This window comes from Allobosea sp. TWI1241 (assembly GCF_039673065.1).
In the GTDB taxonomy this organism is placed as follows: Bacteria; Pseudomonadota; Alphaproteobacteria; order Rhizobiales; family Beijerinckiaceae; genus Allobosea.
Genome location: NZ_JBDJKW010000002.1, coordinates 284,936 through 309,204, shown reverse-complemented (window position 1 = coordinate 309,204; position 24,269 = coordinate 284,936). Strand labels below are relative to the sequence as shown.

General features: G+C 69.1%; 22 protein-coding genes. 11 read left to right on the top strand and 11 right to left on the bottom strand.

From position 1 onward, the window contains the following. From nuoI to ABE438_RS04425, 8 genes are all read left to right on the top strand, one after another. The gene (gene nuoI, locus ABE438_RS04460; RefSeq protein ID WP_346501328.1) at positions 1–489 is read left to right on the top strand and encodes an NADH-quinone oxidoreductase subunit NuoI; all 489 of its coding nucleotides are present in this window, start codon (positions 1–3) and stop codon (positions 487–489) included. 221 nt (positions 490–710) lie between these two features. Next, positions 711–1,334: an NADH-quinone oxidoreductase subunit J gene (locus ABE438_RS04455; protein ID WP_346501327.1), complete on the top strand. Its 624-nt coding sequence runs from the start codon at positions 711–713 to the stop codon at positions 1,332–1,334. Next, positions 1,331–1,639 (top strand): NADH-quinone oxidoreductase subunit NuoK, encoded by a 309-nt coding sequence (gene nuoK, locus ABE438_RS04450; RefSeq protein ID WP_346501326.1) that lies wholly within the window; start codon positions 1,331–1,333, stop codon positions 1,637–1,639. The genes ABE438_RS04455 and nuoK overlap by 4 nt, the downstream gene beginning before the upstream one ends. Positions 1,640–1,665: 26 nt before the next feature. Next, positions 1,666–3,699: an NADH-quinone oxidoreductase subunit L gene (gene nuoL / locus ABE438_RS04445; protein ID WP_346501325.1), complete on the top strand. Its 2,034-nt coding sequence runs from the start codon at positions 1,666–1,668 to the stop codon at positions 3,697–3,699. Between the two features lie 4 nt (positions 3,700–3,703). Then, a complete protein-coding gene (locus tag ABE438_RS04440; protein WP_346501468.1) occupies positions 3,704–5,215 on the top strand; it encodes an NADH-quinone oxidoreductase subunit M in 1,512 nt (503 codons plus the stop codon). An 11-nt stretch (positions 5,216–5,226) separates the two neighbouring features. Then, positions 5,227–6,654: an NADH-quinone oxidoreductase subunit NuoN gene (gene nuoN, locus ABE438_RS04435; protein ID WP_346501324.1), complete on the top strand. Its 1,428-nt coding sequence runs from the start codon at positions 5,227–5,229 to the stop codon at positions 6,652–6,654. A 16-nt stretch (positions 6,655–6,670) separates the two neighbouring features. Beyond that, the gene (locus tag ABE438_RS04430; protein WP_346501323.1) at positions 6,671–7,438 is read left to right on the top strand and encodes a biotin--[acetyl-CoA-carboxylase] ligase; all 768 of its coding nucleotides are present in this window, start codon (positions 6,671–6,673) and stop codon (positions 7,436–7,438) included. Between the two features lie 108 nt (positions 7,439–7,546). Next, entirely contained in the window at positions 7,547–9,217 is a 1,671-nt protein-coding gene (locus ABE438_RS04425; protein ID WP_346501322.1) for a ribonuclease J, read from the top strand. Positions 9,218–9,492: 275 nt separating this feature from the next. Here ABE438_RS04425 and ABE438_RS04420 read toward each other — a convergent pair whose 3' ends face one another. Continuing rightward, positions 9,493–11,058, bottom strand: coding sequence for an MFS transporter (locus tag ABE438_RS04420; protein WP_465248555.1), 1,566 nt, complete (start codon positions 11,056–11,058; stop codon positions 9,493–9,495). Between the two features lie 79 nt (positions 11,059–11,137). Then, complete coding sequence (locus ABE438_RS04415; protein ID WP_346501320.1) at positions 11,138–12,958, bottom strand: ABC transporter ATP-binding protein; 1,821 nt, start codon at positions 12,956–12,958, stop codon at positions 11,138–11,140. Between the two features lie 120 nt (positions 12,959–13,078). Between ABE438_RS04415 and ABE438_RS04410 the strand changes: the two genes are divergently transcribed. The 3 genes from ABE438_RS04410 (at position 13,079) to ABE438_RS04400 (ending at position 16,306) form a co-directional block, all read left to right on the top strand. After that, on the top strand, positions 13,079–14,215 hold the full coding sequence (locus ABE438_RS04410) for a DSD1 family PLP-dependent enzyme (protein WP_465248549.1): 1,137 nt from the start codon (positions 13,079–13,081) through the stop codon (positions 14,213–14,215). Positions 14,216–14,316: 101 nt separating this feature from the next. After that, positions 14,317–15,510 (top strand): CaiB/BaiF CoA transferase family protein, encoded by a 1,194-nt coding sequence (locus ABE438_RS04405; RefSeq protein ID WP_346501319.1) that lies wholly within the window; start codon positions 14,317–14,319, stop codon positions 15,508–15,510. Between the two features lie 13 nt (positions 15,511–15,523). Further along, entirely contained in the window at positions 15,524–16,306 is a 783-nt protein-coding gene (locus ABE438_RS04400) for an enoyl-CoA hydratase/isomerase family protein (RefSeq protein ID WP_346501318.1), read from the top strand. A 112-nt stretch (positions 16,307–16,418) separates the two neighbouring features. Here the strand turns inward: ABE438_RS04400 and ABE438_RS04395 are convergent, their stop codons facing one another. Genes ABE438_RS04395 through ABE438_RS04355 form a run of 9 tightly spaced genes read right to left on the bottom strand, consistent with a single transcriptional unit; the run spans position 16,419 to position 24,267 of the window. Then, the gene (locus ABE438_RS04395) at positions 16,419–16,724 is read right to left on the bottom strand and encodes a YciI family protein (protein WP_346501317.1); all 306 of its coding nucleotides are present in this window, start codon (positions 16,722–16,724) and stop codon (positions 16,419–16,421) included. A 26-nt stretch (positions 16,725–16,750) separates the two neighbouring features. Then, positions 16,751–17,185, bottom strand: coding sequence for a GlcG/HbpS family heme-binding protein (locus ABE438_RS04390; protein WP_346501316.1), 435 nt, complete (start codon positions 17,183–17,185; stop codon positions 16,751–16,753). Continuing rightward, positions 17,182–18,381: an alpha-hydroxy acid oxidase gene (locus ABE438_RS04385; protein WP_346501315.1), complete on the bottom strand. Its 1,200-nt coding sequence runs from the start codon at positions 18,379–18,381 to the stop codon at positions 17,182–17,184. The genes ABE438_RS04390 and ABE438_RS04385 overlap by 4 nt, the downstream gene beginning before the upstream one ends. Next, positions 18,378–19,220 (bottom strand): hypothetical protein, encoded by an 843-nt coding sequence (locus ABE438_RS04380; RefSeq protein ID WP_346501314.1) that lies wholly within the window; start codon positions 19,218–19,220, stop codon positions 18,378–18,380. The genes ABE438_RS04385 and ABE438_RS04380 overlap by 4 nt, the downstream gene beginning before the upstream one ends. Continuing rightward, a complete protein-coding gene (locus ABE438_RS04375; RefSeq protein ID WP_346501313.1) occupies positions 19,213–20,154 on the bottom strand; it encodes a 5-dehydro-4-deoxyglucarate dehydratase in 942 nt (313 codons plus the stop codon). Before ABE438_RS04375 ends, ABE438_RS04380 begins: the two co-directional genes overlap by 8 nt. Positions 20,155–20,214: 60 nt before the next feature. Next, entirely contained in the window at positions 20,215–21,237 is a 1,023-nt protein-coding gene (locus ABE438_RS04370; RefSeq protein WP_346501312.1) for a tripartite tricarboxylate transporter substrate binding protein, read from the bottom strand. Then, a complete protein-coding gene (locus tag ABE438_RS04365) occupies positions 21,221–22,732 on the bottom strand; it encodes a tripartite tricarboxylate transporter permease (RefSeq protein ID WP_346501311.1) in 1,512 nt (503 codons plus the stop codon). The genes ABE438_RS04370 and ABE438_RS04365 overlap by 17 nt, the downstream gene beginning before the upstream one ends. 3 nt (positions 22,733–22,735) lie before the next feature. Further along, a complete protein-coding gene (locus tag ABE438_RS04360; RefSeq protein ID WP_346501310.1) occupies positions 22,736–23,176 on the bottom strand; it encodes a tripartite tricarboxylate transporter TctB family protein in 441 nt (146 codons plus the stop codon). Continuing rightward, positions 23,173–24,267 carry a maleylacetate reductase gene (locus tag ABE438_RS04355; protein WP_346501309.1) on the bottom strand — a complete coding sequence of 365 codons (1,095 nt, stop codon included), beginning with the start codon at positions 24,265–24,267 and terminating at the stop codon, positions 23,173–23,175. The genes ABE438_RS04360 and ABE438_RS04355 overlap by 4 nt, the downstream gene beginning before the upstream one ends. Positions 24,268–24,269 lie beyond the last annotated feature (2 nt).

Here is a 24,269-nt window from a genome sequence, read left to right as displayed (position 1 = left end):
ATGTCACTCGCGCAAGCCGCAAAGGGACTGCTCCTGAAGGAGTTCGTCGGCGCGTTCGTCCTGTCGATGCGCTATTTCTTCAAGCCGAAGGCGACGCTGAACTACCCCTTCGAGAAGGGCGTTCTGTCGCCGCGATTCCGCGGGGAGCACGCGCTGCGTCGCTATCCGAACGGCGAGGAACGCTGCATCGCCTGCAAGCTGTGCGAGGCCATCTGCCCGGCGCAGGCGATCACGATCGAGGCCGGCCCGCGCCGCAACGACGGCACCCGCCGCACGACGCGCTACGACATCGACATGACGAAGTGCATCTATTGCGGCTTCTGCCAGGAGGCCTGCCCGGTCGACGCCATCGTCGAGGGGCCGAACTTCGAGTTCGCCACCGAGACGCGCGAGGAGCTCTTCTACGACAAGGAGAAGCTGCTCGAGAACGGCGCCCGCTGGGAACGCGAGATCGCCCGCAACATCGCGATGGACGCGCCCTACCGCTGAGGGGAGGGCGGCGGGACCGGTCCGCACCGGTGCCGCCCGCAAGGGTCCGTCCAGAGCCTTTCCACCGCCGCGGTGGACGAGGCGCGGAATGACGGCGGAAGGCGAGGGGGCATGATTGTCCCCTCGGTCGACGCTGACTATAGACGCTCCAAACTGCACCGGGTTCCCATCCGGCGCGACTGCAACGAGGACCGCCCGCAAGGGTGGAAAGGCTGGCAAAGATGAATGCCGCAGCGGCTTTCTTCTATCTGTTCTCGGGAATCCTCATCGCCTCGGCGGTGATGGTCGTGTGCTCGCGCAATCCGGTCCATTCGGTCCTGTTCCTGATCCTCGGCTTCTTCAACGCGGCGGGCCTGTTCCTGCTGCTGGGGGCCGAATTCCTGGCGATGCTGCTGGTCGTGGTCTATGTCGGCGCGGTCGCGGTGCTGTTCCTCTTCGTCGTGATGATGCTCGACGTCGACTTCGCCGAGTTGCGCCAGGGCTTCCTGCAATATCTGCCGGTGGGCGCGCTCATCGGGCTGATCTTCGCGGTCGAGCTGCTGCTGGTCGTCGGCACCTGGACGATCGACCCCAAGATCGTCAGCGCGCCCGTCGCCGCCATCCCGAGCGACATGACCAACACCGCCGCGCTCGGCCACGTGCTCTACACGACGTATATCTACTACTTCCAGGCGGCCGGCCTCGTGCTGCTCGTCGCGATGATCGGCGCGATCGTGCTGACCCTGCGCGATCGGCCCGGCATCAAGCGCCAGCATGTCCCTACGCAGAACGCCCGCACCAAGGACGCTGCGATGGAGGTCAAGCAGGTGCCGTCGCATACCGGCGTTCCCGAGGAGATGGCGTGATGATCGGGCTCGGACACTATCTCGCGGTCGCCGCGATCCTGTTCACGCTGGGCGTGCTCGGCATCTTCATCAACCGCAAGAACGTCATCGTCATCCTGATGTCGGTCGAGCTGATCCTGCTCGCTGTGAACATCAACTTCGTGGCGTTCTCGAGCTTCCTGAACGACATCGTCGGCCAGGTGTTCGCGCTGCTGGTGCTGACCGTCGCCGCCGCCGAGGCGGCCATCGGCCTCGCCATTCTCGTCGTCTACTTCCGCAACCGCGGCACGATCGCGGTGGAAGACATCAACATGATGAAAGGCTGAGCGCGCCACCGCGCCCGTAATTCGCCATGTATCACGCGATCGTCTTCCTCCCTCTCGCCGGTTTCCTGATCGCCGGCTGCTTCGGCCGGCTGATCGGGGCCCGCGCCTCCGAGATCGTCACCACCTCGCTGCTGATGGTGTCGGCGGCCCTGTCCTGGGTCGCCTTCGCCCAGGTCGGCTTCGGCGCGGGCACCACCCGCATCCAGATCGCCACCTGGCTGGCCTCGGCCGACCTGCGCGTCGACTGGGCCTTCCGCATCGACACGCTCACCGCGGTCATGCTGGTGGTAGTCAACACCGTCTCGGCGCTCGTGCACCTGTACTCGATCGGGTACATGCACGAGGATCCGCACCGCCCGCGCTTCTTCGCCTATCTGTCGCTCTTCACCTTCGCCATGCTGATGCTGGTGACGGCAGACAACCTGGTGCAGATGTTCTTCGGCTGGGAGGGCGTCGGTCTCGCCTCCTACCTGCTGATCGGCTTCTGGTACCAGAAGCCCTCGGCCAACGCCGCGGCGATGAAGGCCTTCATCGTCAACCGCGTCGGCGATTTCGGCTTCCTGCTCGGCATCTTCCTGCTCTTCGTGCTGTTCGGCGCGGTGACCTTCGACGGCATCTTCCCGCGCGTCGGCGAGATGACCTCGCAGACCTTCCGCTTCGTCGGCCATGAGTGGAACGCGCTGACGCTGGCCTGCCTGCTGCTGTTCATGGGCGCCATGGGCAAGTCGGCGCAGTTCCTGCTGCACACCTGGCTGCCGGACGCGATGGAAGGCCCGACCCCGGTCTCCGCCCTGATCCACGCTGCGACCATGGTCACCGCCGGCGTCTTCATGGTGGCGCGCCTGTCGCCCATCTTCGAATACGCCCCAGTGGCGCTGACCGTCGTGGTGGTGATCGGCGCGACCACGGCCTTCTTCGCCGCGACCGTCGGCCTCGTGCAGAACGACATCAAGCGCGTCATCGCCTATTCGACCTGCTCGCAGCTCGGCTACATGTTCGTCGCGCTCGGCGTCGGCGCCTACTCGGCCGGCGTGTTCCACCTGTTCACCCACGCCTTCTTCAAGGCGCTGCTGTTCTTGGGTGCCGGCTCGGTCATCCATGCGATGCACCATGAGCAGGACATGCGGAACATGGGCGGGCTGCGCAAGCACATCCCGCTGACCGCGGCCGCGATGACGATCGGCACGCTGGCGCTGACCGGCTTCCCGTTCTTCGCCGGCTACTTCTCCAAGGACGCGATCATCGAGAGCGCCTTCGCCGCCAAGGCCGGCTTCTCTACCGACTACGCCTTCGTGCTGCTGGTCGTCGCCGCCTGCTTCACCTCGTTCTATTCGTGGCGCCTCTACTTCATGACCTTCGAGGGCAAGCCGCGCTGGACCGGTCACGGTCATGACGCACACGGCCACGATGCCCATGGTCACGACGCTCATGCCCATGCCGCTCACGGGCATGACGACCACGCCCATCACGACGACCATGGCCACGGCCATCACGACCACACCCCGCATGAGAGCCCGCTCGTCATGCTGGTGCCGCTGATCGTGCTGTCGATCGGCGCGATCGCCGCCGGCTTCGCCTTCAAGGAGGCGTTCATCGGCCACGGCTATGAGGGCTTCTGGAAGGGCGCGCTCTTCACCGGCAAGGACAACCAAATCCTGCACGCCATGCACGAGGTGCCGAAATGGGTCGTCTGGTCGCCCTTCGTGGCGATGGTGATCGGCTTCCTGCTGGCGCTGTACATGTACCTGCTGCGCCCGGACGTCCCCGGCAAGCTCGCCGCCGCCAATCCGGCCCTGTACCGCTTCCTGCTCAACAAGTGGTACTTCGACGAGCTCTACGACTTCCTGTTCGTGCGGCCGGCGAAGTGGCTCGGGCGCTTCCTCTGGAAGAAGGGCGACGGGCTCGTCATCGACGGCTTCGGGCCGGACGGGGTCTCGGCCCGCGTCGTCGACGTGACCAACCGGGTCGTGCGTCTGCAGACCGGCTATGTCTATCACTACGCCTTCGCGATGCTGATCGGCGTCGCCGGCCTGGTGACCTGGTATCTCCTGCGCGGGTGAGATGATGTTCGGCTTCGGTATCCTCACCGGTCTCCTGGTCCTGCCGCTGGTCGGCGCCGCCTTCATCCTGGCGCAGCGCGGCGACGAGGCCTCGGTCAACGCCAACGCCCGCTGGGCGGCCCTGGCGGCGACGGTCGCGACCTTCATCCTCTCGCTGGTGGCCTGGGGCCGGTTCGACCCCGCCAATCCCGGCTTCCAGATGGTCGAGACCCATGGCTGGGTCTCGGAGGCGATCCGCTTCAAGCTCGGCGTCGACGGGTTCTCCTTCCCGTTCGTGGTCCTGACCGCCTTCCTGATGCCGTTCTGCATCCTGGCGTCCTGGACCTCGGTCGAGAAGCGGGTGCGCGAGTACATGGTCGCGTTCCTGATCCTCGAGACGCTGATGATCGGCGTCTTCGTCGCGCTCGACCTCGTGCTGTTCTACGTGTTCTTCGAGGCCGGCCTGATCCCGATGTTCCTGATCATCGGCATCTGGGGCGGCAAGCGGCGCGTCTACGCCTCCTACAAGTTCTTCCTCTATACGCTGCTCGGCTCTGTGCTGATGCTCCTGGCGCTGATGGCCATGTACTGGCACGCCGGCACCACCGACATCCCGACGCTGCTGACCCACAAGTTCCCGGCCGGCATGCAGACCTGGCTCTGGCTCGCCTTCTTCGCCTCCTTCGCGGTGAAGATGCCGATGTGGCCGGTCCATACCTGGCTGCCGGACGCCCACGTCGAGGCGCCGACCGCCGGCTCCGTCATCCTCGCCGGCATCCTGCTGAAGATGGGCGGCTACGGCTTCATCCGCTTCTCGATCCCGATGTTCCCCGACGCCTCGGCGATGTTCGCGCCGATGGTCTTCGCCCTCTCGGTCATCGCCATCGTCTACACCTCGCTGGTGGCGCTGATGCAGGAGGACATCAAGAAGCTGATCGCCTACTCGTCGGTCGCCCATATGGGCTTCGTGACCATGGGCCTGTTCACCCTGACGCCGCAGGGCATCCAGGGCGCCATGTTCCAGATGGTCAGCCACGGCCTGGTCGCCAGCGCTCTCTTCCTCTGCGTCGGCGTGGTCTACGATCGGATGCACACGCGCGAGATCGCCGCCTATGGCGGTCTGGTGAACCGCATGCCGATGTACGCGGTCGCCTTCATGGTCTTCACCATGGCCAATGTCGGCCTGCCCGGCACCGCCGGCTTCGTCGGCGAGTTCCTGACGCTGATGGGCGCCTTCCGCGCCAATCCGTGGGTGTCGCTGATCGCGACCAGCGGCGTGATCCTCTCGGCCGGCTACGCGCTGTGGCTCTATCGCCGCGTCGTGTTCGGCGAGCTGGTGCGTCCCGAACTCAAGACGATCCAGGACCTCAACGGCCGCGAGATCGTGATCCTGGCCCCGCTCGTCATCCTGACGATCTGGTACGGCATCGCCCCCGGCACGATCCTCGACGCCTTCGCGGCGCCGACCGAAGCCCTCATCAAGAACTATCAGGCCGCCATCACCGCCGCGAAGACGGCGATGCTGGTTGCACAGTAAGGCTGCCCGCAATGACCTTGCCCGCACTCGGCCCCGCGCTTCCGGAACTCGCCCTGGCGCTCGGCGCCATCGCCATGGTGCTCTACGGCGCGATCCGCGGCGAGAGCGCCACCCGCACGCTCGAGGCGGCCGCCATCGCGCTGCTGGCGCTGGCGCTCGTGCTGGTGCTGCGCGGCGAGGGCAGGGTGGTCACCTTCAACGGCGCCTTCGTCGCCGACGGCTTCGCACGCTTCATGAAGGTGCTGACGCTGCTTGGCGCCGCCGCGGCGGTGGTGCTCTCGGCCGACTTCATGCGCCGCGAAGGCGCGATGCGCTTCGAGTATCCCATCCTGATCGTGCTCGCGACGATCGGCATGATGATGATGATCTCGGCCAACGACCTGATCGGGCTCTATGTCGGCCTCGAGCTGCAGTCGCTGGCGCTCTACGTCGTCGCGGCCTTCGACCGTGACAACACCCGCTCCAGCGAGGCCGGCCTCAAGTATTTCGTGCTCGGCGCGCTGTCGTCCGGCATGCTGCTCTACGGCGCCTCGCTGATCTACGGCTTCACCGGCACCGTCGGCTATGCCGGCATCGCCGAGGCCGTGCGGGCCGGCCATGGCGGCCTCGGGCTGATATTCGGCATCGTCTTCATCGCCGCCGGCGTCGCCTTTAAGATCTCGGCCGTGCCGTTCCACATGTGGACGCCTGACGTCTACGAGGGCGCCCCGACGCCGGTCGCCGCCTTCTTCGCCTCGGCGCCGAAGATGGCCGCCATGGCGATGACGGTGCGCATCTTCATCGGCGCCTTCCCGGGCGCGCTGCACGAGTGGCAGCAGATCATCATCTTCGTCTCGATCGCCTCGATGGCGCTCGGTGCCTTCGCCGCGATCGGCCAGACCAACATCAAGCGCCTGCTGGCCTATTCCTCGATCGCCAATATGGGCTTCGCGCTGGTCGGCCTCGCCGCCGGCACCGAAGCCGGCGTCCAGGGCGTTATCACCTATATGGCGATCTATCTCGCCACGACGCTGGGCGGCTTCGCCTGCGTGCTGATGATGAACCGCGACGGCAAGCCGGTGGAGAACCTCTCCGAGCTGGCCGGCCTCTCGCGCACCAATCCCTGGATGGCCTTCGCGCTGTCCATGATGATGTTCTCGCTGGCCGGCATCCCGCCGCTCGCCGGGTTCTGGGCGAAGTTCTACGTCTTCTCGGCCGCGATCGAGGCCAAGCTCTACGTGCTCGCCATCGTCGGCGTGGTCACCAGCGTTGTCGGCGCCTACTACTATCTGCGCGTCGTGAAGGTGATCTATTTCGACGATGCCAAGCCGGCCTTCGACACCGGGGCGCCGGGCGTGCGCGCCGTGCTGCTGGTCTCGGCGCTGTTCGTGCTGGTGCTGTCCTTGATGCCTGCCCCGCTGTTCAACGCCGCCCAGGCCGCCGCCAAGTCGCTGTTCTGACCTGAAGGCCGCCGCCATGCTCGGCGAGGCCGCGCGGGCCGCGGGCTACCGCGTCACCATGCGCGACGAGGTCGCCTCCACCATGGAGGAGGCCCGCCGCGCGCTCGGGGAGGGCGATCCGGGCCGCCTCTGGATCGTCGCCCGCAGCCAGAACGCCGGCCGCGGACGCCATGGCCGGCAGTGGGGCTCGCCCCCCGGCAATCTCTACGCCAGCCTCCTGCTCGTCGCCCCCTGCGAACCGGCCGTCGCGCCACAGCTCGGCTTCGTCGCCGGCCTCGCCCTGCACGACGCCGTCGCGGCGGTGACCGGGCTGAACGCGCCGTCGCTGGCGCTGAAATGGCCGAACGATCTGCTCATCGACGGCGCCAAGGTCTCGGGCCTGCTGCTGGAGGGCGAGAGCCGGGCAGGGCGGCTTTCGGTCATCCTCGGCATGGGCGTCAACATCGCCTCTCATCCGTCGGACACGCCCTACCCGGTCACCCATCTGCGCGCCCATGCGCCCGCGGCGAGCGTCGAGCGGGTCCTCGCCGCCCTGGCCGATTCCTGGGCGAAGCGCTTCGCCGGCTGGCAGCTGCCGGGCGGCTTCGGCCCGGTCCGCGAGGCCTGGCTCGCCCGCGCCGCCTGGCTGGGGCAGGAGATCACATTGCGCTTGCCGCAGGGACCGCTGGTCGGCCGTTTCCGCGGCATCGACGCCGGTGGCCGGCTCGAGCTCGAGACCGGGGAGGGCCTCCGGCTGATCGACGCCGGCGACCTGTTCTTCGGTGCGGCACCGCCGCCCGGGTGACGGGCGCCGCCCGGCCCTGCCGCCGCCGCTCTGGAGGCGAGGCGGCGGGCATGCTAGGCCTGCCCCGAACCGTCCGTTACCGCCTTCAGCACCACGTCAGGATTGCCCGTGACCCGTTCCAGCGACCAGCTCGTCTTCGTCCCGCTCGGGGGGCTCGGAGAGATCGGCATGAACGCCGCGCTCTACGGCTTCGGGCCGGAGGGCAGGCGGAAATGGATCCTGGTCGATTGCGGGCTCTCCTTCGCCGGCCCGGACGTGCCCGGCGTCGACATCGTGCTGCCCGACCTGCACTACATCATCGAGGACCGTGCCAACCTGCTCGGCATCGTCATCACCCACGCCCATGAGGACCATATCGGCGCGCTCGCGGCGCTCTGGACCTCGCTCGGCGTGCCGGTCTGGTGCACGCGCTTCGCGGCAGGCCTGCTGGCGACGCGGCGGCTCTCCGAGCCGGGGGCGCCGAAGGTCGAGATGAAGATCGTCGAGCAGGGCGGCCGCGTCACCATCGGCCCGTTCGACATCGAGTTCGTCCCGGTCGCCCATTCGATTCCCGAATCCAACGCACTGGCGATCCGCACCGCCGCCGGCCTCGTCGTCCACACCGGCGACTGGAAGATCGACCCGACTCCCCAGGTCGGCCTGCCGACCGACGAGGCGCGGATGCGCGCGCTCGGCGAGGAGGGCGTGCTCGCCCTGATCTGCGACTCGACCAATGTCATGCGCGACGGCGTCAGCCCGAGCGAGGCCGACGTCGCGGCCAAGCTGAAGGAGCTGGTGGCCTCGGCCCCGAACCGCGTCGCCGTCACCACCTTCGCCTCGAACGTCGCCCGGCTGCGCGCCGTGGCCGAAGCCGCCATGGCGGCCGAGCGCGAGGTCGTGGTGGTCGGCCGCGCCATGGACCGCGTCATCGACGTCGCCCGCGAGTGCGGCTATCTCGACGGCATCCCGGCCTTCCGCCCGGTCGACGCCTATGGCTACCTGCCGCGCGACAAGGTCGTGGCGCTGTTGACCGGCAGCCAGGGCGAGCCGCGCGCTGCTCTGTCGCGCATCGCCGCCGACGATCATCCCGAGATCGCGCTGGCGCCCGGCGACCGGGTGATCTTCTCGTCGCGCACCATTCCCGGCAACGAGAAGGCGGTCGCCACCATCCTCAACCGGCTGGCGCGCGACAATATCGAAATCGTCACCGACCGCACGCAGTTGGTCCACGTCTCGGGCCATCCGCGTCGCGAGGAGATGGCCAAGCTCTATGGCTGGCTCAAGCCGCGCGTCGCGATCCCCGCGCATGGCGAGGACCTGCATCTGGCCGAGCATGCGCGCTTCGCCCGCGAGCTCGGCGTCAAGACGGTCCTGCGTGCCGGCAACGGCGACGTGATCGGCATCTCGCAGGACGGCGCCCGCAAGATCTCCGAGGTCCAGCACGGCCGGCTCTACCAGGACGGCGCGCTGCTGGTCGGCGCGGCGGACCGCTCGATTCCCGAGCGCCGCAAGCTGTCCTTCGCCGGGATCATCTCGGTCGCGGTGGCGATGGACGAACGCGGCGAGCTGGCCGGCGATCCCGAGGTCGCGCTGGTCGGCCTGCCGCTGGCCGCGAAGGACGGCACGTCCTTCGACGACATCGTGGCCGACGCGGTCGAGGATCTGATCGAGGGTCTGCCCAAGGGCAAGCGCCGCGACCCGGAGGCCGTGCGCAGCGCGCTGGAGCGCGGCCTGCGCTCGGCCGTCAACGAGGAATGGGGCAAGAAGCCGCTCGTCAACGCGCTGGTGATCGTCGTCTGAGGCGATCGCCCGGCGGGGCCGGAACAGCCGGTCCCGCACCGAGGAGGCGAGCGCGAAAACGGCACCGCTTCGCCACGGATCGGATTCGCATAAGACATATTATGGAACTTATTTTGATGCCCGGAACCGCAGGGCCGCGGGCGTCCTCGGCCGAGGCTGGCTGTCCGTCGAACTGAGTCTGCGGTCAGCGGCGTCCTCCCGGCGCCGGCGCCGTCGCCCGCCCACCGGGGCTCGCCGTTACCGCCAGACGAGCGCCAGTGCCCGACGGCGCCGCCTCAATGCCCGCCGGACGCCTTCGCGTCGCGCAGCACCGTCAGCGCGATCACGATGCAGACCACCATGCCGGCGATCGCCACGGCGGCTACGGCGTGGAAGCCGGTCATGAAGGCGTCGCGGGCCGCGGCCAGCAGCGGCGCCGACTGCTCCGGCGTCAGGCGCTCGGCCGCCGCCAGAGCGCCGCCCAGCGTGGCGCGCGCCGGCTCAAGCACGGCCGGGTCGAGTCCCGAGACCGCAACATCGCTCATCCGCGCCCGGTACAGCGCCGTGCCCAGGCTGCCCAGCACAGCGATGCCGAGCGCGCCGCCGAGCTCGGCGCTGGTCTCCGATAAGGCCGAGGCCACGCCGGTCCGCTCCGGCGGCGCCGAGCCGACAACGATGCCGGTGGTCAGCGCGATCACCGGCGTGAAGCCGACCGAGAAGACGATCGAGGCCGCGACGATCTGGACCAGGCTCGGCGCCAGCGCCAGCCAGACGAAGCCGAGCGCCGAGACCACCATGCCGGCGCTCATCAGCCGCGACGGCTTCATCCGGGTCGCCAGCGGCGTCACCGCGAAGGACGCCAGCGTGAAGGCCAGCGCCGACGGCAGCGACCACAGGCCGGCCTCGATCGGCGACAGGCCGGCCACGAGCTGGAAATACTGCGCCAGGAAGACGAAGCTGCCGAACATCACCATGATGCCGGTCAGGTTGATCGCCAGCGCGGCGCGGAAAGCCGAAATCCGGAAAAGCGCAAGATCCACCATGGGATCGGCGAGGGTCTTCTGCCTGCGAATGAAGATGAAGGCGAAACCGGCGCCGACCAGCACGAAGGCCGCGCCGGCCAGCGAGACGCCATGCTCGGCCCAGTGCTTGATGCCGTAGACCGCCGGCAGGATCGCCGCCAGCGAGAGCAGGGCGCTCGGCAGGTCGATCCGCCCTGCCCTTGGCGCCTTGTATTCCGGCAGCAAAAGCGGCCCGATCGCCATCAGCAGCAGCATGGGCGGCACCGCGACCAGGAACACCGAGCCCCACCAGAAATACTCGATCAGCACGCCGCCCACGACCGGGCCGATCACGGCGCCAGCCGAGAAGCTGGCGATCCACATCGAGATGGCGAAGGTCCGCTCGGTCTCGTCCTCGAACATCACGGTGATCAGCGACAGGGTCGAGGGGGCGAGCGTCGCCCCGGCGACGCCGAGCAGCGCGCGCATCACGATCAGCATCTCGGCGCTGTCGGAGAACGCCGCGACGATCGAGGCCAGCCCGAAGGCGGCCGCACCGATCAGCAGCAGCCGACGCCGGCCGATCCGGTCTCCCAGCGTGCCCATGGTGATCAGGAATCCCGCGACCATGAAGCCGTAGATGTCGACGATCCAGAGCAACTGGCCCGCAGACGGCCGCAATTCACGCGTTAGCGTCGGCAGCGCGAGGTTCAGCACCGTCAGATCCATCGAGTAGATCATGCAGGGCACGGCGATGGCGATCAGGCCCAGCCACTCGCGCCGCGTCGCGAGGCGCGCGGGCGTGGCGGTATCGGAAGTCGTCACGGAAAAGCTCTTCTGTCGCGGTCGGGCCGGGTCAATGCCACCCGATCATGGCAATTTCTGTCAGGACGATGACGGGAAGGCCCCCTCCCCGTCGGATTGCCTCTCGCCCGCCCGGTCAGCTCTCGGCGAACTGCAGCCGGTAGAGCCGGGCATAGGCGCCGTTCTGGGCGAGAAGTCCGTCATGGTCGCCGCTCTCGACGATGCGCCCCTCGTCGAGCACCACGATCCGGTCCGCCTCGCGCACCGTCGAAAGGCGATGGGCGATGACCAGCGTGGTGCGGCCCTTCATCAGCTCGGCCAGGGCCTGCTGCACCAGCCGCTCGGAATGGGTGTCGAGCGCGCTGGTCGCCTCGTCGAGCAGCAGGATGGGCGCGTCCTTGAGGATGGCGCGCGCGATGGCGATGCGCTGGCGCTCGCCGCCCGAAAGCCGCGAGCCGCGCTCGCCGACGCGGCTGTCATAGCCGTCCGGCATGGCGGTGATGAAGTCGTGCGCGGCGGCGGCCCTGGCGGCGGCGACGATCTCCGCGTCGCTGGCGCCCGGCCGGCCGAAGGCGATATTGGCGCGGATGCTGTCGTCGAACAGCACGACATCCTGGCTGACGACGCCGATCTGGCTGCGCAGGCTGGCGGGCGTCACGTCGCGAATGTCCTGCCCGTCGATCTCGACCCGGCCGGAGACGGGATCGTAGAGCCGCGGCACCAGCGCGAGCAGCGTCGATTTGCCGGAACCCGAGCGCCCGACCAGCGCCGTGGTCTTGCCGCCGGCCGCGACGAGGTCGATGCCCTCGAGGCCGCGCGCATCTTCGCGATAGCGGAAGTGCAGGCCGTGGAAGGCGACCTCCCCTGCCCGCACGGCGAGTTCGCCCGCGCCCGGGCGCGCGGTGATCCGCGGCTGCTCGTCGATCAGCGCGTAATAGCGCTTCAGCGAGGCGCCCGCCTCCTGGACGATCGCGTTGAGGTTGCCGAGCGAACGCATCGGCTGGGCGGCGAGCAGCAGCGCCGAGACATAGCCGGTGAAATCGCCGACCGTGGAACTACCGGAGGTGATGCGCACGCCGATCGCGGCCAGTACGCCTGCGACCGCGAGTCCGCCGCCGACCTCGAGCAGCGGATCGAGCCTCCCGCGCGCATTGGCCGCCTTCATCTTGATCGCCCGGATGCGCTCGAACGCCTCGGCGGCGCGGCGCTTCAGATAGGGCTCAAGCAGGTCGGTCTTGGCGACGCGGGCACCCTGCAGGCTCTCGGTGACCATGCCGGCCATCAGCCCGGTCTGCTCCTGCTGCGAGGTCGCCATGCGGCGCAGCTTCTTGCCGATCCGCCCGATCGGGCTGGCGACGATGGGCGCCACCAGCAGCACCGCCAGCGTCATCTGCCAGTCGATCCAGAACATGGCGCCGACGAGCGCGATCGCGGTCAGCACGTCGCGCACCGCGATGTTGATGATGCGGGTCAGCGCCTCCTTCACGAAGGTGAAGTCGGTGGTGAAGCGCTGCGTCAGCGAGGCCGGGTTCTCGCGCTGGAGCTGGGCGAGGTCGGCGTCGATCAGATGCGCGTAGAGCGCGCTCTGCATGTCGGCCTCGATGCGGCTGACCACGCTGTTGGTCATCACCGTCTGCGCGAGCAGCGAGAAGCCTTTGATCGCGGTGACCACGACCACCACCACGGCAACCGCGTTGACCACGCCGATCTCGATGCCGATCGACTTGGAGACGAGGCGCTCGGCGCGGCGGACGAATCCCGTTGCCTCCGTGGTCAGCGGGTCGGCGAAGGCGTCGAAGGCGGCCTTGATCAGGAGCGGATAGAGGCTCGTCATCGCCGCGATGACCACGACGAGGCCGAGGATCATCGCGATCTGCGGCAGGTAGGCGCCCATGCGCTCGCGCCAGACGCGGGCGAAGAGCGCGAGGGTATCGTCGGTGACGCGGCCGATCTTCATGGCGGGCGGCCTACCATGATGCACAGCGACATGCCACAGCCGGTCTTGCTGAAGCCACGAAGCTGACGTCCGATAGCCGCGATCGATTCAGTCCCGTCTCTTCTCAAGCCCCGAGAGTTCATGCCGATGTCTCCTCCGGCCAAGCCCGGACAGTCCTTCGCCGAGATCGACACGCCCGCCCTGATTCTCGACCTCGACGCCTTCGAGCGTAATCTCGTCGCCATGGCGGCCTTCGCGGAAGCCGCCGGGATGCGGCTCCGCCCCCACGCCAAGACCCACAAATCTCCCGAGATCGCGCTGCGCCAGATCGCGCATGGCGCCGTCGGGCAATGCTGCCAGAAAGTCTCCGAGGCGGAGGTGCTGGTTGCCGGCGGCATCACCGACGTGCTGGTCACCAACGAGGTGATCGGCGCTTCCAAGCTCGACCGTCTCGCTCGGCTGGCGCGCGATGCGCGGATCGGGCTGTGCGTCGACCATGTCGACGGCGTGCGCGAGGCGGCCGAGGCGGCGCAGCGCGAAGGCGTCGTGCTCGACGTGCTGGTGGAACTCGACATCGGCGGCCGCCGCTGCGGCGTCGCGCCGGGCGAGGCCGCCGTGCGGCTGGCGGAAGCGGTCGCGCGCCATAATTCGCTACAGTTCCGCGGGGTTCAGGCCTATCACGGCGCCGCCCAGCACATGCGCTCCATCGACGAGCGTCAGGAGGCGATCGAGCGCGCCATGCTCTCGACCCGCAATGCGGTGGAGCGGCTCTCCAATGCCGGCCTGCCCTGCGAGATCGTCAGCGGCGCCGGCACCGGCACCTTCGAGCTGGAAGGGCGCTCCGGCGTCTGGAACGAGCTGCAATGCGGCTCCTATATCTTCATGGACGCCGACTATGCCCGCAACCGCAAGGCCGACGGCACGACCTTCGACAGCTTCGAGCATGCGCTGTTCGTGCTCGCGGGGGTGATGAGCAAGCCGGTGCCCGACCGCGCCATCGTCGATGCCGGCCACAAGGCCGCGGCGGTCGATTCGGGCATGCCGGTGCCCTATGGCCGCAGCGGGCTGATCTACACCAAGCCCTCGGACGAGCACGGCGTGCTGACCGGCGACCCGATCGCCGTGCCGCATCGCGGCGACACCGTGCTGCTGGTGCCCGGCCATTGCGACCCCACCGTCAACCTGCACGACTGGTATGTCTGCGTGCGCGGCCTGTCGGGCCCGGACGCGCATGTCGAGGCGGTCTGGCCCGTCGCGGCGCGCGGCGCCCTCACCTGATACCTCACGCAGCCACCGCCCGGCCCCGCGCCGGGCGGCCATGCGTTGACGCTGCGAGCCGATATCGGAATAGTCGCGCCGACCTGCCAGATCGGATCGCCATGCCTCGCCCGACGCCCTCGCCTGCCCTCGAATCCCTCCGCGTCCTCGACCTGACCCGCGTCCGCGCCGGCCCGACCTGCGCCCGGGTCTTCGCCGATTTCGGCGCCGACGTGATCAAGATCGAAAGCCCCCCGGGCGTCGATCCCAACGAGAACATGAGCGGGCCGCGGCATGGCTACGACATGCAGAACCTGCACCGCAACAAGCGCTCGCTGACGCTGAACCTGAAGAAGCCGGCGGCGCAGGCCATCCTGCGCGAGATGATCAAGTCGGCCGACCTGCTGATCGAGAACTTCCGCCCGGACGTGAAGGAACGCCTCGGCCTCGATTTCGAGACGCTGCACGCGCTCAATCCGCGGCTGATCCTGGTCTCGATCTCCGGCTTCGGCCAGAGCGGCCCCTACCGCCTGCGCGCCGGCTTCGACCAGATCGCCCAGGGCATGGGCGGGATGATGTCGGTCACCGGCCTGCCCGGCCAGGGGCCGGTGCGCGCCGGCATCGCCGTCGCCGATTCCGCCGCCGGCCTCTATGGCGCGATCGGCGCGCTGGTCGCGCTGCAGGAGCGCGCCGTCTCCGGCAAGGGCCAGTGGGTGCAGACCTCGCTGCTCGAGGCCCAGATCGCGATGATGGACTTCCAGGCCGCGCGCTATCTCGTCGAGGGCAAGGTGCCGCCGCAGGCCGGCAACGACCATCCCTACGCCACGCCGATGGGCGTCTACGCCACGCGCGACGGCCACATCAACATCGGCGTCGGCGCCGAGGGCCACTGGAAGATCTTCTGCGAGGTCATCGGCCGGCCCGAACTCGCGAGCGATCCGCGCTTCGACTTCGTCGACAAGCGCTACACCGCCCGCCCCGAACTGCGCGTCATCATCGAGGAGGTGCTGACCACGCAGGATAGCGCCCACTGGATCGCGGTCTTCGCCGAGGCCGGCGTACCGGCCGGGCCGATCTACACGGTCGACGCCATGTTCGAGGATCCGCAGGTCCAGCATCTCGGCATCGCACAGCCGGTGAGCCATCCGGCGATCGGCGACTTCCGCGTTGTCGGCGAGCCCGTCACCCTGTCGCGCACGCCCTATGGCATCGTCTCGCCGAGCCCGGATGCCGGCGAGCACAACGACGAACTTCTCGCCGAGCTCGGCTATGATGCCGATGCCGTCGAGCGCCTGCGCTCCGAAGGCGCGATCTGAGGAAGGCTGCGCGATGACCGAGGACATTCTCTACAGCGTCGCCGACGGGATCGGCACCATCACGCTGAACCGGCCGCAGGCCCGCAACGCGATGACCTTCGCGATGTATGAGCGGCTGGCCGAAATATGCGGCGATCCGCAGGCGCATGGCGGCGCGCGCGTCCTTATCGTCACCGGAGCCGGCGACAAGGCCTTCGCCGCCGGCACCGACATCGCGCAGTTCCGCAGCTTCGAGACCGGCGAGGACGCCCTCGCCTACGAGAACCGGATCGAGCGCGTCATCACGACCATCGAGCGTTGCCCGGTGCCGACCATCGCCGCCATCTCGGGCGCCGTCACCGGCGGCGGCGCGGCGATCGCCTGCGCCTGCGACCTGCGGGTCGCGACGCGCTCGGCGCGCTTCGGCTTCCCGATCGCCCGCACGCTCGGCAACTGCCTGTCCATGGTCAACTACGCCCGCATGGTGAACCTGCTCGGCCCGGCGCGGGTCAAGGACATCGTCTTCACCGCCCGCCTCGTCGAGGCGGAGGAAGGCCTCGGCATGGGCCTCTACAACGAGCTGGTCGAGGACCACGCGGCGCTGATGGCTCGCGTGACGGAGCTCGCCGTCACCATCGGCGGCCACGCGCCGCTGACGCTGCGCGCCACCAAGGAGGCGCTGCGCCGCCTCGCGGCCGCCGCGGCCGAGGGCGTCGAGGGCGATGATCTGGTCGAGATGTGCTACACCAGCGCCGATTTCCGCGAGGGTATGGAGGCTTTCCTCGCCAAGCGCCCGCCGCAGTGGCAGGGCCGCTAGAAAGCGGATTCGACGCACGAACAAGGCGCGCGATCGCCCTGTTTTCGAACAGGTTTCGACAATCAGCCTAGCCCTCCCCGAACGCGGGGGGGGCTGGGCCGCCGTTCGGACGTCAGCCCCGCGACAGGAAGCTCTTGTGGTCGAGCACGCCGCGGCGCCAGCGGGTCGCCTCGATCCGCCCGAACACGCCCGCCTTGGCGTAAGGGTCGTTCGCGACGAAGGCCTCGGCCTCGGCCCGATTGTCGGTGGCGAGCAGATAGAGGCTGCCGAGCGGCGTCAGACCGTCATCGCTGAGCCGGGCGCCTGCGCCGATCAGCCTATCGAGATTGGCGTCGAGATAGTCCAGATGCGCGGGGCGCAGGCGCGCCCGCAATTCGCCGACCCCGGCGGCATCGTCGGCGACGACCATGAACGGCATCGGTGATCCTCCCTGCTGACGGCCGCTCAGGACAGCGCGGCGAGATCGAGGCTGGCGGCATGGCGCACCATCGCGTGCGCCACCGCCTCGTCGACCTCGGGCGCCGCACCGCTGACCCCCACGGCCCCGACGATCCGCCCATCCGGCCGGATCGGCACGCCGCCCTGCAACGGGACGCAGCTGGGAATGGCGAGCAGAGCGAGATTGCCGGCCGCGAGCTGGTCGGCGAACAGCTTGATCGGCCGGCGGAAGGCGGCGGCGCTGCGCGCCTTGGCGATCGCGACCTCGACGGTCGCCGTATGCACGCCATCCATCCGCACGAGGCCGAGCAGATGGCCGCCATCGTCGACGACCGCCAGCGTCACCGCGGCCCTGTGCTCGCGCGCCGCCTCGGCACCGGCGGCCAGAACCGCCTCGACCCGTGCCTGCGGGAGCCGGCCGGGTTCGTCTTGGCTGGTCATCGGACGGTCTCCGCGTCGAAGGGCGGCAGCGTCGCAGCGCTGCCCGGATGGGTTTGGGTGAGCCAGCGCGCATCGAGATCCGCAACGGCGGGGCAGCCGATCATCGCCAGCCCCCGATCGACCTCGTCGGCGAGGATCGCGACGGCCCCGTCGGCGCCCGCCTGCCCGCCGGCGACGACGCCATAGAGCGTGGCCCGGCCGACGAAGACGAAATCGGCGCCGAGCGCGCACGCCACCAGGATGTCGGAGCCGCGCCGGATGCCGCCGTCGAGCATGACCGGGATCCGCCCGCCGACCGCGGCCTTGACCGCCGGCAGCGAGAACAGCGGCAGCGGCAGCATGTCGTAGGCCTTGCCGCCATGGTTGGAGACGATGATCCCGTCGACGCCGAGCGCCAGAGCCCGGCGGGCATCGTCCGGGTTCTGGATGCCCTTGAGCACGAGCCGGCCGCGCCATTGCGCGCGCATGCGAGCGAGATCGTCCCAGTCCTGGATCGAGGGGCTGTGCGAGCGGAAGAACTGGCCGATTTCGGCAGGTCCAGCGCCCGGCGGGGCATAGTCCGCCCAGCTGCCCATGCCCGGAAGCCCGCCGCTGCGCAGATAGTCGATTACCCAGCCCGGATGAGTCAGCGCCTCGAGCAGGATCGACGGCTTCAACCGCAGGGGCAGCGCGAAGCCGTTGCGAATGTCGCGCTCGCGCTTGGCCGGCACCGGATTGTCGACGGTGAGCACCAGCACCTCGACGCCGGCACCGGAAACGCGGCGCATGATGTCGGCCGAGATCGCCGGATCGCGCGCGGCGTAGAGATGATACCAGAGATGCGCCGGCGCGACGGCCGCCACGGCCTCCGGCCGGGCGACGCTGGCACCCGAGAGCACGAAGGGGATATCGGCCGTCAGGGCCGACCGCGCCAGAATCGCATCCGCATCGACACGGAACAGCCCGGCGAAGCCGGTCGGGCCGATGCCAAAGGGTTGCGCATAGCGCCGGCCGAACAGCGTCAGCCCCGCATCGCGCCGGCGCACATCGACGAGATGGCGCGGCATCAGCCGGTAATGGCCGAAGCTCGCCTCGTTCAGCGCCAGCGCCGTCTCGTCTTCCGTGCCCGACTCGATGCAGTCGAACAGGATGCGCGGCAGGCGCCGCTTCGCCAGCGTGTGCAGGTCGGCGATCGAGAGCGCGTCAGCCGCCCTCATGGCACCCGGCTGCCCCGCGCCCGCGCCAGCAGCAGCGCCACGAAATCCGCGACGCGCTGGCCCGGATGCGCCCCCAGCGCCGCCGCGGTGGCGTTGACATGCGAGAACACGCCATCGGCATGGATGGCGCGGGAATCGCCGATGGGCGCGCTCATCGCGGCGGCCGCCCCGGCCGGGATGCCGCGCTTGTCGAGCTCCGGCAGGCGGCGCACCCCTGCCCCGTCGAGCCCGACTCCGCCATCGCTGAAGACGATCGCATGGACATCCGGCTTCACCACATCGTCGGGCTGCCCGCGAAACAGTGCCGCATGCGAGCCGGTGATGGCGATCGCACCGGCATCGCCGGGTTCGAGCATCGGCGCGGCGTCGAGGCAGATCACCCGCGGCTCGCCGGGCATATCGTGCAGGACGAAGCGCTTGCCGCCTGCGATCTCCGGTAGCTCCGCCACCACGGGCTCGCCCCGCCGCATCGCCTCGGCGCAGGCCCGCACGCTCTGGCCGACGGCGCAGCCGAGCGCCCGCGCTGCCGCGTTGACATGGCTGACGAAGCCGTGGGCGAGCATGTGGTCGCCATCGGCGATATGGCAGGTCCAGCCGTCGGCGGTCGCGGCCGGCAGGCCGATCCGGTCGAGATAGTCGAGCCCGCGCACGCCCGCCCTGTCCTTGCCGATACCGGCATCGTTGAGCACCACGCCGCGCAGCCCCCATTTGGCGGCGTGCCAAGCGTTGTAGTCGCCGCCATAGGAGCCGGAGATCAGCACCTGCCCGCGGCAATCCTCCATGGCCTGAGCGCTCGAGGAAGCGGTGACGATCCGAACGACATCGTTCCGGTCAGCCATGACCGTCGCCCTCGAACGCCGACAGCGCCTCCAGCAACACGCCCAGTTCGGCCATCTCCTCGGACGTCAGATCCGACAGTGGCGGGCGTACCTTGCCGGCGTCGCGCCCGGCGATGGCGACGCCCGCCTTGACGATGCTGACCGCATAGCCCTTCTGGCGCGCCCGCAGCCGACCGTAGGGGATGAAAAAGGCGCGCATCATCGCGTCGACGGTGGCGAGGTCGCGGCCCTGCACGGCGTGGAAAAAGCGCATCGCCGCGCCCGGCGCGAAATTGTAGACGGCCGAGGAATAGGTCGGCACGCCCATGGCGTGATAGGCCGGCGCGTAGACCTCGGCGGTCGGCATGCCGTTCAGGAAGGCGAGCCGGTCCGCGAGCGCGCTGCGCATCCCCCAGAGATCCTCCGTCGCCCCGACCCCGTCCTTGTAGGCGACGAGATTCGGGCAGGCATCGGCCAGCCGACGCAGCGTCTCGGGTGAGACGCGGCCATTGGCGCGGCCGTAGAGGACGACGCCGAGGCTGGTGCTGCGGCAGATCTCCGAGACGTGCGCGAACAGCCCGGCCTGCGAGGCCTCGGCGAGATAGGGCGGCAGCAGCAGGATGCCGTCCGCGCCGGCCTTCTCGGCGATCCCGGCATGGGCGATGGCGTCGCGCGTCGGGCCGCCGGCCGCGCCGAGCAGCGGCACGGTGCCGGCGCAGGCCGCCACCGCGATCTCCATGACGGCGCGGTATTCGTCGCGGGTGAGCGAGAAGAACTCGCCCGCTCCGCCGGCGGCGAAGAGCGCCGCCGCGCCCTGCCCCGCCATCCATTGCACGCGGTCGCCGAAGGCCTGGCCGGCGAGCTCCCCGGCGGCGTCGAAATCGGTCAGGGGAAAGCCGAGCAGCCCGCAGGCGAGCCGGCGCCCGAACGCGTCGGGAGCGAGTGATGTGGTCATGTCGTCAATCCGCGGGGAAAGCGGCCTCCCGGCGCGGTGCCGGGAGGCCATGGGGCCGGATCAGGGCTTGAGACGGCCGGTCTTCACGTAGAAGGCGCGCTCGCGCTCGGCTTCGGCGTTCAGCGCCTCGGTGATGTTGGCGGCGTTTTCCAGCGCCGGGTCGAAATAGACGCCGAGCTTGGCGTATTCGTCGCGCAGGCTCTTCTGCTGCATCGCCGCCTTCACCATGGCGCCGATATAGGCCTTGCGGTCGGCCGGGGTCTTCTTCGGCACCACGACGAAGCGCAGCAGCGTCCAGAGATAGTCCTTGCCGCCGAGCTGCTCGTTCAGCGTCGGCATGTCCTTGGCGTGCGAGAGCCGCTCGGGCGAGGCGACGCCGACGCCGCGAATCTTCCCGGCCTCCATATGCGGCTTGGCCTCGGCGTAGAAGCCGAGCGCCACGTCGACATTGTTGCCGATCAGGCCGACAACGCCGGCACCGCCGCTCTGGAACGGCACGCGCAGGAAGCGGGCATCGTTCTGCTTCTCGACCTGCTCGATGCTGTAATCCCACATCGAGCCCGGCACGGTCGCGACGCGGATCGTGCCCGGCTTGTCCTTGGCCGCCTGGACGATGTCCTTCAGCGTCTTGCCCTTGAACGGCCCGTCATTGGTGACGAACCACATCATCGGGTCGCTGTTGAGATAGCCGACCGGCTCGAGATCGGTGTGGGTCCAGCGGCCCTGGGCCCGCAGCATCGAGTCGCCCCAGACCAGGTTGACCAGCATGCCGATCGCATAGCCGTCGGCAGGGGCCTGGGTCGCAAGCCAGGCATGGCCGACCATGCCGGCGCCGCCGGTGCGGTTGTTGACCAGGATACGGTTGCCCGTGATGTCTTCCATCGTCTTGGCGAGCAGGCGGGCAGTGAGATCGGCCCCGCCGCCTGCGGGATAGACGACTGTCATCTCGATCGGCTGGGTCGGGAAGTCGGCCGGCTTGACCTTGGCCAGGGCGGCCTTGGCGCCCTGCGCGCAGGCGGCGCCCGAGATCAGGGCCAAGCCGAGCCCCGCCGCCGCGGCCAGGCGCTTACACATGAGCTTCATGGGGGATTCCTCCGGTTTTGCGGGTCGTGAGACCTCTTCTGATCATCAGCGCCACCAGCACGAAGGAGATCGCGATGAGGACGGCTGCGATGGGCCGCTGGGTCATGATCATGATCCCGTCGGGCGACATGACGAGCGTCTGGCGCAGCGACTGCTCGAGCAGCGGCGCGAGGACGAAGGCGATGAGGAAGGGCGCGAGATCGTATTGGAGCTTGCGCAGCACGTAGCCGGAGACGCCGAAGGCGAGCATCACCCACAGGTCGAACAGGTTCTTGTTCGCCGAATAGGTCCCGACCACCGAGAGCATCAGCACGATCGGGAACAGCACGCGGTAGGGCACGCGCAGCAACTGCACCCACAGGCCCACCAGCGGCAGGTTGAGGATCAGCAGGAAGACGTTGCCGACATACATGCTGGCGACGATCCCCCAGAACAGGTCCGGGCGCTGCTGCATGAACAGCGGACCGGGCTGGATGCCCTGGATCACCAGCGCGCCGAGCAGCAGCGCCGTCACCGGCGTGCCGGGGATGCCGAGCGAGAGCACCGGGATCATGCTGCCGCCCACCGCGGCGTTGTTGGCCGCCTCCGGCCCGGCGACGCCCTCGATCGCGCCCTTGCCGAAACGGCTCGGATCCTTGGCGACGCGCTGCTCCACCGCATAGGAGATGAAGGATGCGGTGATCGGCCCTCCGCCGGGCACGAGCCCGAGCAGGAAGCCGAGCCCGCTGCCGCGCAGCATCGGCGCGAGCGAGGCCTTCCAGTCCTCCCGCGTCGGGAACAGACCGCGGATCTTGTCGGCGAGCAGCGTGCTCTTCGAGATCGTCTCGACATTGAGCAGGATCTCGGAGATGCCGAACAGGCCGATGACGATGGCGAGCAGGTCGAGCCCGCCGGAGAGGTCGATCGAGCCGAAGGTGAAGCGCTCGTTGCCGGTGACCACATCGGTGCCGACCATCGCCAGCAGGACGCCGAGCGCGATCATCACCAGCCCCTTCAGGGCCGAGCCGGTGATCATGTAGAGCGTGCAGACGAGGCCGAGCAGCATCAGCGCGACATTCTCGGGCGGCCCGAAGCGGATCGCCCACTCGCCGAGGATCGGCGCGAAGAAGGTCAACGCGACGACGCTGAGCGTGCCGGCGATGAAGGAGCCGATCGCGGCGATGCCGAGAGCTGCGCCCGCCCTGCCCTGCTTGGCCATCTGGTAGCCGTCGCGGCAGGTTACGACCGAGGCCGCCTCGCCCGGCAGGTTCAGCAGGATCGAGGTGGTGGAGCCGCCATACATGGCGCCGTAGAAGATCGCGGCCAGCATCACCACGCCGGCGATGGGCGGCAGCGAGAAGGTGATCGGCAGCAGCAGCGCCAGCGCCGCCAGCGGCCCGATCCCGGGCAGCACGCCGATCATCGTGCCGACGAAGCTTCCGGCGAGGCAGAGCAGCAGGTTCTCAGGCGTCAGGATGACGCCGAAGCCGGTGAACAGTCCCGACATCGCTTCCATGGTTCAAAATCCCAGAGGGCCGCGCGGCAGCTGCAGGTCGAGCAGGCCCACGAACAGCGCGAGGGTCGCCGCGACCGAGACGACCGCGAGCACCAGGGTCGAGAGCCAGCTACCCGGCTCGACCGTGCGTAGCAGGATGATCATCGTCACCAGGCTGGCGATGGCGAAACCGAGATAGGGAATGGCCAGCGCCATGAAGGCCAACGCGCCGATCACCCCGAGAATGCGGGTCCAGCCAGCGAAATCGGGCCATTCCAGGTCGGCGGTCGCATGGCTGCGCGCCAGCATCAGCGCGACCCCGCCGGCCGCGACGAACAGGCCGGCGACGAAGGGGAACAGCCCGCTATCCGGTCCGTAGGGACCGGTCAGGCCGATGCGCCAGGACAATGTCGCGGCGGCGGCGCCGACCAGGATCCAGGTGAGGTTGACCAGACGCTCGATCATGCCGGCCGCCGCCCGTGAAGGGCGTCCTCCAGCAGCTTGCGGACATCCGCGAGCGTCACGAGCCCGGGGTTCAACCCGTTGTCGGTTTCGATCGTGATCTGGGCGGCCCGCTCGATGTCGCTCTCGCGGAAGCCGACTTCGGCAAGGCTGGTCGGCAGGCCGACGCGCGTCAGGATGTCGAAGATCGCCGGCCCGATCGAGGCCACGCCCATTGAGGCGGCGAGCCGGCCGAGCTGATCCGGCGCATGGCGAAGATTGTAGGAGGCGACATGCGGCAGCACGAGCGCATGCGACAGCCCGTGCGCGATGCCGAAGGAGCCGCCGAGCGTATGGGCCAGGCCGTGCTGGAAGGCGAAGCCGCCGGTCAGCGCCGCGCCGGCGAGGTAGGCGCCGTAGAGCAGGTCGGTGCGCGCCGCCAGATCGGTCGGGTCGGCCGCGACGCGCGGCATGGCGTCCATCAGGACCGCTGCGCCCTCATGCGCCGCGGCCAGCACGATCGGGCTGATCGTATCGACATAGACCGCGTCGACGCAATGGGCGAGCGCGTTCATGGCGCTCGCCATGCTGACGTCGACAGGCAGGCCGACCGAGAGCTCGGGATCGTAGATGACGGTGGATGCGAGCATGTCGAGGCTCTTGTGCATCCGCTTCACGCCGTCGATCGTGATCCCGCAGAACCCGGTCATCTCCGAGCCGGAATAGGTGGTCGGGATCGCGACGATCGGCTTGGCGTATTCGAGCCCGATGCCCTTGCCGAGGCCGATCGAGGCGCCGCCGCCGACGCTGACGATGCAGTCGGCCTCCATCTCGGCCGCGAGCCGGCGCCCGCGCCGCGCCAGTTCGATCGGCACCTGCGAGACCGCCTCGGGGATCAGCCCGCAGCAGCGCTCGCCGAGCAGCGAGACGACGCGCTGCGCCAGGCCCTGTCGGCCGGGGGTCGAGACCACCACGGCGCGCCGCGCGCCATGCGCCTCCACCGCCTCACGGACCCGCGCCAGCGATCCCGCGCCGAAGACGATGCGCGACGGCGTCGCGTTGAAGACGCCCCCCGGTGTCGCGAAGCTGCGACGACTGTCGAAACCCTGGGTCATGG